Source organism: Salipiger sp. HF18, from assembly GCF_011806505.1.
GTDB classification, from domain to species: domain Bacteria; phylum Pseudomonadota; class Alphaproteobacteria; order Rhodobacterales; family Rhodobacteraceae; genus Salipiger; species Salipiger thiooxidans.
This window is the reverse complement of record NZ_JAATOS010000234.1, coordinates 1-6295: the sequence shown is the minus strand read 5'-3', so window position 1 is coordinate 6295 and position 6295 is coordinate 1. Positions and strand designations below refer to the sequence as shown.

Here is a 6295-nt window from a genome sequence, read left to right as displayed (position 1 = left end):
GAAGGCCTCGCGGGCCTCGATCTGCTCGTCGAGCAGCGGCGCGACCCCGTTGGTCCAGGCCTCGGTGAACACCGGCTCCATGACGAAATAGGTGAGGAAGAGCGCGAGGCTCACGATCAGCATGTTGGGCGGCGACTGCTGCAGCCCGATCGCCTGCCGGAGAATCGACAGCACGGTGACGAGGAACGGGAAGCAGGTCACCATGATCGCAATGCCGGGCGCGAGGCTCAGCAGGGTGATCAGGGCGATGAGCTGCAGGCTCGCGGCGGTGACCGAGCCACCCTCGCCGAGGTTCAGGGTGATTTCCTGTGCCGCGGCGGGGCCGACCTGCATCAGCAGCGCAAATCCCGTAAGCGCGATGAGCCGGCGCATCGCTCAGGACGGGTTCTTCAGGTCGACCACCTCGGTCAGGCGCACCGCGAGCTGGCCGTTCTCGCCGCCCTCGAGCACCTCGAGCGCGCCGATGCCGATCAGCCGGTCGCCGACGTAAAGCTCCACCGGGTCCTCGAGCCGCTTGTCCAGCGTCAGCACCGACCCTTCGCCGAGCTTCAGCAGGTCGCGCACCAGCGGCCGCGCGCGGCCCACCGAGACGGTGATCTCGATGGGAACCGAGGTGAAGGGCGTCGCGGTCTCGGGGCGCGTGGCTTCGGTCTGGTCATCCATGGGAGTTCTTTCTCCGGTTGTCGTGCACGAACCCCTGCACCGCCTGCGCGACGTCGCTCAGCAGGCCGCTCAGGTCGATCTGTTTCTCGGTCTCTCCGAAGCGGATATCGGCCTGCCCGTCGGTCAGCGTGTCATCCTCGACCAGCGTGAGCGGGAAGCCGAAGTCCTGCTCGATCAGCGGAGTGACCGTCTCGGCGTTTCCGGGCGCCACGGCGATCTGCACCTCGAGCGCACCGATCTCGCGCGCCATGGCGCCCAGCTGGTCCGAGATGTGCAGGCCGAGCGTATCGCGCAGCGTGCCGGGCAGCAGCTTGCCCACCACGTCCTCGAGCAGCGGCGAAATGCCGTTCAGCACCTGGCTGTAGGCCTCGTGATAGGTGAAGGAGAGGTCCTGCAGGTTCTGGGCGAAATCGCTGGCGATGCGGGCGTGGTCGTCGTTCTGCGCCTTGATCGCGTCGTCCCAGCCCGCGCGGTAGCCGGTGTCGAACCCCTCGAGCCGCGCCGCCTCGATCGCGCCGTCGTCATGCAGCGCAGCCGGCGCCGCGGGCGTGGCCACCGCGCTGCCGAAATCCTCGAGCACCTCCGCGAGCCGCGTCATTGCGCCTCTTCCTTCTCGTCAAGCCAGCTGCGCAGGATCTCGACCGTCTCGGATTTGCGCTGCTCGATGAGGCTGCGCAGCCGGTCCACCGGGTCCTCGGCCACGGGCGAGTCGAAATCGACCATGCCCATGCCGCCGAACCCGCCTCCGAACCCCTCGCCGCTGCCCAGGTCCGCCAGTGGCGCGAAGCCCTCGTCGCCGTCGTCGATTTCACCGTCGAGCACGGTGCCGCCCGAGGGCAGCGCCAGCGCGCCGCCTTCCGCCCCCGGCAGCGCCGCGCGGGCGGAACCGGTCAGGATCGGGCGCACCACGAAGAGGCCGAGGATCAGCGCAACCAGCGCCAGGACCGCCATCTGGATCAGCATCATCGGATCGAGCTGCAGGGCGAACCAGTCGGGCTCGATCGGGCCGGTGCCCAGACCCTCGGGGCGCTCGAAGGGCAGCGAGCGGATGGTGATCTCGTCGCCGCGCTGCTCTTCGAAGCCGACCGCCGAGGCCACGAGATCGCGCAGCGCCGTCAGCTCGTTGTCGGGCAGCGGCACGAAAAGCTGGGTACCGTCGGCGGCGGTGTCGTAGGTGCCGTTGACCAGCACCGCGACGGTCAGCCGCTTGATGGCGCCCGGTACGCGGGTCACCTCGCGCATGGTCTCGGAAACCTCGTAGTTCACCCGCTCGCGGGTCTCGTTGCTCTGGCTCGAAGAGCTGTCGCCGCCGCCCGCCTGCCCGTCCGGCAGGTTCGAGGCCACGGTCACGTTGCCGCTTCCGGTGTCCTGCGAGGTGCTCGACTGCTCCTCGGTGTCGGTCGAGATCACCACCCGGTTCTCGGGGTCGAACTGGCGCTGACGAATCGTCTCGCTCTCGGTGACCGTGTCGACGCTGACCTCGACCACCGCGTTGCCGAGCCCCACGCGCGCATCGACCAGCCGCTGCACCCGGTCGCGCAGCAGGTCGGCCTTGTCCTCGGCGGTGGGGCCGCTGCCGACCTCGTCCTCGGCGCCGATCAGCCCGCCCTTGCCATCGATTACCGCCACCTGCTCGGGCACGAGCCCGGGAACCGCCGAGGCCACGAGATATTTCAGGGCCCGCGCCTGGGCGGGCGACAGCACCTCGCCGGTGCTGGTGACCGAGATCGAGGCCGAGGGCTGCACGTCACGCTGGAAGGGATTGGCCGAGCTGTTGGCGATGTGCACCCGCGCGCTGGCGATGTAGGGGCTGGCGACGATGGTGCGCGCCAGCTCGCCCTCCTTCGCGCGCCAGTAGGCGGCGTCGAACATCTGCGAGGTGGTGCCGAACCCGGACAGCCCGTCGAGCAGCTCGTATCCCTTGTTGGAATTGGCGGGCAGCCCCTCGCTCGCGAGGGTCATGCGCAGGGCGTCGCGTTCCATCTCGGGCACGAATATGGCGCCGCCGCGCACCTCGTAGACGACGCCGCGCTGTTCAAGCGCCTCGACGACCTCACCCGCGGCGCCATTCTCGAGCCCCGCGTAGAGCAGCGCCATGGACGGCGTCCCCGCCATCCGCGCCATGGTCAGGACCGCGAGAATCACGCCCACCGTCGCGGCGAGGACGATGATCCGCCGCCGGGCGCCGAGCCCCTCCCAGATTTGCGCGAGTTGTTGCAAGACCAACCTCCGTTCCGACCGTTCTGCTCGGTACCCGCATCATTGGACTATCAGGCTTAACAATCGGTTAGTCCCTGCAGGGCTATAACGGGGCGAGGTTGAAGAAGAGGTCGGCCCATGACGGATGCCGCTGCGGATGTCCCCGGCGAGGATGAAGAACCGAAGAAGAAATCTTCGAAACTGCCGCTGATTATCGGCGTCGTACTGGCGCTCGTGGGCGGCGGCGGCGGGTTCTATGCCGCGTTCTCGGGGCTGCTGCCATTCGGTGGCGGGGGCGACCACACCGCGCCCGCCGATGGTCATGGTGATACCGCCGCGGCCGGCGCCCACGACCCGCATGCCGCCGACGATCATGGCGCGCCCCTGCCCGACGCCAACGTCGCCTTCATCGAGATGCCGCAGCTGATCATCTCGATGGGGCCGAGCTCGGACATGCATCACCTGCGCTTCCTCGCCAGTCTCGAGGTGCCGCCGTCCCACATGGCCGAGGTCGAATCGCTGAAGCCGCGGGTGGTCGACGTTCTGAACAACTACCTGCGCGCGCTGCACCCCTCGGACATCGAGGCACCCGGTGCGCTCATCCGGATTCGCTCGCAGATGCTGCGCCGGGTCCAGCTCGTGGCCGGCGAGGATCGCGTGCGCGACCTGCTGATCATGGAATTCGTGCTGAATTGAGGGGTCCCAGATGGAACTGATCGCTGACATCCTGCTCGCGGCAGGTGCCCTGGGCGCCGGCTTCTACTGCTTCGTGCTGTCCCGGCGCCTGTCGCGCTTCACCGATCTCGAAAACGGGGTCGGCGGCGCGGTCGCGGTGCTCTCGGCGCAGGTCGACGACCTGACGCGCACGCTGGGGGCGGCGCAGACCGCGGCCAAGGACTCCTCCGCCTCGCTCGAGACGCTCACCACCCGGGCCGAGGACGTGGCGAAGCGGCTCGAGCTGATGCTCGCCTCGATGCACGACCTGCCCGCCGGTGCCGAGCCCGCATCCAGGCCCGGCGACGAGCCGGAACCGGTGTTCTTCCGCCATCCAGCGCGCGGGGCCTCGCGATGATATCGTGGCTGCGCAAGACGCCCGCCAAGGGCAAACCCACCCGGCGTCCGCGCCGTCGCAACAAGGGGGTGCTCGCGGTGATCGGGGGATTGCTCATCGCTTCGGCCGTGGCGCGCCTCGCGGTGCAGGCCGGCGCGGCGTTTGCGCTGGAACCCAGCGGCGATCACGCGGGCCAGCCCGCCGCGAAGCATGACGCGCAGGATCCGCTCTCCTGCGCCGCCGAGGAGGATATCGCGCCCATCCTGGAGGCGCTGCGCCAGCGCGAGGAACGCGTCGCCACCCGGGAGGAGGCGATTCAGGCCCGGATGCAGGCGCTCTCGGTCGCCGAGGCCGAGATCGAGCGCAAGCTCGTCGCCATGGAGGAGGCCGAACAGAAGCTCCGCGCCACCCTCGCCACCGCACAGAGCGCCGCCGAGGACGACGTCGAGCGGCTCACGCAGGTCTATGCGACCATGAAGCCCAAGCAGGCCGCCATCCTCTTCGAAGAGATGGATCCTGAGTTCGCCGCAGGTTTTCTCGCCCGAATGAGGCCCGATGCCGCCGCCGCGATCATGGCCGGGCTGACACCGCAAAAGGCCTACACGATCAGCGTCATGCTGGCGGGGCGCAACGCCGGCGCGCCCCGCCAGTGACCTGACGATGCGGGCTCAGCGACGGCCGGCACCCGAGGCGAAGGCCTCGATCTGCGCCGCGGGCAGGGCGCCCGACTGCCGGCCTGCCTCGCGCCCGCCGGAAAAGGCGATCATCGTCGGGATGCCGCGGATGCCGAACGACGCGGCGGCCTGCGGGTGCATCTCGGTGTTGACCTTGACCAGCCGTGCCCGCCCCTTCATCGCACCGGCCGCCTTCGAGAACTCGGGCCCCATCATTCGGCAGGGCCCGCACCAGGGCGCCCAGAAGTCCACCACGAGCGGCATCTCGTCGGTGCGAATCGCCTTCGCCAGCGTCGACGCATCCAACTCGCGCGCCTTGCCTTCGACCAGCGCGGCGCCGCAGGTTCCGCATTTCGGACCCGCGTCGAGCCGGTCCTCGGGCACGCGGTTGGTCTGCCCGCAGTCGAAACAGATCAATTTGACCATGATTGGCCCCTTTTTCACATTCATTTTAACATATATGTGTCCCCCACGCCATCGTGACAATCCCCGGAGGAAACTCCGCATTGATTTCGCGTTAGGGCTGGAGAGAATGAGAACCGCTGACCCGAGGGAATTCGAGCTTTGTCCATGATCACCCGTCGCAATTTCATTGCCACCGCCACTGCCGGGACCGCGATTGCCGCAGGCCTTCCGGCCCACGCATTCGAAGTCGAAGAGAAGTTTCGCCCGCAGCAGGTCCGCATCAAGGCCGACCTCCTGCCCGGCCAGATCCTGATCCTGCCCCGTGCGCATTTCCTCTATTTCGTGACCGCACCGGGCCAGGCCATCCGCTACGGCGTCGGCGTCGGCCGCGCCGGGCTGGAGTTCACCGGGGACGCGGTCATCCAGGTCAAGAAGGAATGGCCGACCTGGCGTCCGACGCAGGAAATGATCGAGCGGGACCCGTCCTCCTATGGACGCTTCCGCAACAACGACTACGTGCAGCCCGGCGGCCCGACGAACCCGCTCGGGGCCCGCGCGCTCTACCTGTTCCAGAACGGGCGCGACACGTTCTATCGCATCCACGGCACCACCGAGCCGCAATCGATCGGGCGCTCGGTGTCGAACGGCTGCATCCGGATGCTGAACGAGCATGTCATCGACCTCTACAACCGCGTGCCCGTCGGCACGCCGGTCACCGTTCTCTGAGCGGAAAACAGATCGCCTGATCAGGCCAGTCCGGGGCCGCGCCACATCGGTGCGGCCCTATCCATTTGCCCCACTGCCAAGCCGGCTCGCGCCCGTTCCGTGCCACATTCGCGCCCGAATCCGTGGCGATTAACGACTTGTAAGGACTTTGGACCTAAACCGGGGGGTGGAGATGGAGAGTCGCATGGCAGTTATCGCGCTTCTGATGGGCAGCTTTCTTGGCTTCTTCGGTGGTTTCACCGCCTGGGGCATATTCGGATGGTCGGCCGGCTCTGCCGTCACCCTCTACTTCGCCCTCGCGCTCGGTCTGGGGCTGCTCCCCTTCATTGCAGCTGCCCTGCGCCGCGGCGCCAGTTCCAAGGCTATGGCCGCAACCGCGCCGAACTGATCATTGGCAGGACGGTCGCAAGGGGCGATGGCACCCGGTGGACGGGCTCGTAATCGCAAACTTGGTCAGGTCGATCCGGGCGGGTCTGCGTAAGACGCATCTCCGCAGGGTCACCCAGACCCAGACCCAGACCCAGACCCAGACCCAGACCCAGACCCAGACCCAGACCCAGACCCAGACCCAGACCCA

General features: G+C 68.0%; 9 protein-coding genes and 1 pseudogene. 5 read left to right on the top strand and 5 right to left on the bottom strand.

Annotated elements, in window-relative coordinates:
* From HC022_RS16945 to fliF, 4 genes and pseudogenes are all read right to left on the bottom strand, one after another.
* Positions 1-372, bottom strand: a pseudogene (locus tag HC022_RS16945) (flagellar biosynthetic protein FliP); the annotation flags it as partial.
* Positions 373-375: 3 nt separating this feature from the next.
* Positions 376-663, bottom strand: coding sequence for a FliM/FliN family flagellar motor switch protein (locus HC022_RS16940; RefSeq protein ID WP_008887219.1), 288 nt, complete (start codon positions 661-663; stop codon positions 376-378).
* Positions 656-1261 (bottom strand): hypothetical protein, encoded by a 606-nt coding sequence (locus tag HC022_RS16935; protein WP_008887120.1) that lies wholly within the window; start codon positions 1259-1261, stop codon positions 656-658. The genes HC022_RS16940 and HC022_RS16935 overlap by 8 nt, the downstream gene beginning before the upstream one ends.
* Positions 1258-2883, bottom strand: coding sequence for a flagellar basal-body MS-ring/collar protein FliF (fliF, locus tag HC022_RS16930; RefSeq protein WP_167453211.1), 1626 nt, complete (start codon positions 2881-2883; stop codon positions 1258-1260). Before fliF ends, HC022_RS16935 begins: the two co-directional genes overlap by 4 nt.
* A gap of 117 nt (positions 2884-3000) precedes the next feature.
* Between fliF and fliL the strand changes: the two genes are divergently transcribed.
* Genes fliL through HC022_RS16915 form a run of 3 tightly spaced genes read left to right on the top strand, consistent with a single transcriptional unit; the run spans position 3001 to position 4566 of the window.
* Complete coding sequence (gene fliL, locus HC022_RS16925) at positions 3001-3558, top strand: flagellar basal body-associated protein FliL (RefSeq protein ID WP_008886943.1); 558 nt, start codon at positions 3001-3003, stop codon at positions 3556-3558.
* Positions 3559-3568: 10 nt separating this feature from the next.
* Entirely contained in the window at positions 3569-3934 is a 366-nt protein-coding gene (locus tag HC022_RS16920; RefSeq protein ID WP_008886783.1) for a hypothetical protein, read from the top strand.
* Entirely contained in the window at positions 3931-4566 is a 636-nt protein-coding gene (locus HC022_RS16915; protein ID WP_167453210.1) for a MotE family protein, read from the top strand. Before HC022_RS16920 ends, HC022_RS16915 begins: the two co-directional genes overlap by 4 nt.
* Before the next feature lie 15 nt (positions 4567-4581).
* Here HC022_RS16915 and trxC read toward each other — a convergent pair whose 3' ends face one another.
* Entirely contained in the window at positions 4582-5013 is a 432-nt protein-coding gene (gene trxC, locus HC022_RS16910) for a thioredoxin TrxC (protein ID WP_040384669.1), read from the bottom strand.
* Positions 5014-5157: 144 nt separating this feature from the next.
* On the opposite strand from trxC, the gene HC022_RS16905 reads away from it, so the two are divergent.
* Positions 5158-5718: a L,D-transpeptidase gene (locus HC022_RS16905; protein WP_040384666.1), complete on the top strand. Its 561-nt coding sequence runs from the start codon at positions 5158-5160 to the stop codon at positions 5716-5718.
* A gap of 184 nt (positions 5719-5902) precedes the next feature.
* The gene (locus HC022_RS16900) at positions 5903-6106 is read left to right on the top strand and encodes a hypothetical protein (RefSeq protein WP_167453209.1); all 204 of its coding nucleotides are present in this window, start codon (positions 5903-5905) and stop codon (positions 6104-6106) included.
* Positions 6107-6295 lie beyond the last annotated feature (189 nt).

Bases quoted from the DNA above. Each gene is read 5' to 3' on its own strand.
- fliL (WP_008886943.1), top strand. From the start codon at position 3,001: ATGACGGATGCCGCTGCGGATGTCCCCGGCGAGGATGAAGAACCGAAG.
- HC022_RS16905 (WP_040384666.1), top strand. From the start codon at position 5,158: ATGATCACCCGTCGCAATTTCATTGCCACCGCCACTGCCGGGACCGCG.
- HC022_RS16940 (WP_008887219.1), bottom strand. From the start codon at position 663: ATGGATGACCAGACCGAAGCCACGCGCCCCGAGACCGCGACGCCCTTC.
- HC022_RS16900 (WP_167453209.1), top strand. From the start codon at position 5,903: ATGGCAGTTATCGCGCTTCTGATGGGCAGCTTTCTTGGCTTCTTCGGT.
- HC022_RS16920 (WP_008886783.1), top strand. From the start codon at position 3,569: ATGGAACTGATCGCTGACATCCTGCTCGCGGCAGGTGCCCTGGGCGCC.
- trxC (WP_040384669.1), bottom strand. From the start codon at position 5,013: ATGGTCAAATTGATCTGTTTCGACTGCGGGCAGACCAACCGCGTGCCC.
- HC022_RS16915 (WP_167453210.1), top strand. From the start codon at position 3,931: ATGATATCGTGGCTGCGCAAGACGCCCGCCAAGGGCAAACCCACCCGG.
- HC022_RS16935 (WP_008887120.1), bottom strand. From the start codon at position 1,261: ATGACGCGGCTCGCGGAGGTGCTCGAGGATTTCGGCAGCGCGGTGGCC.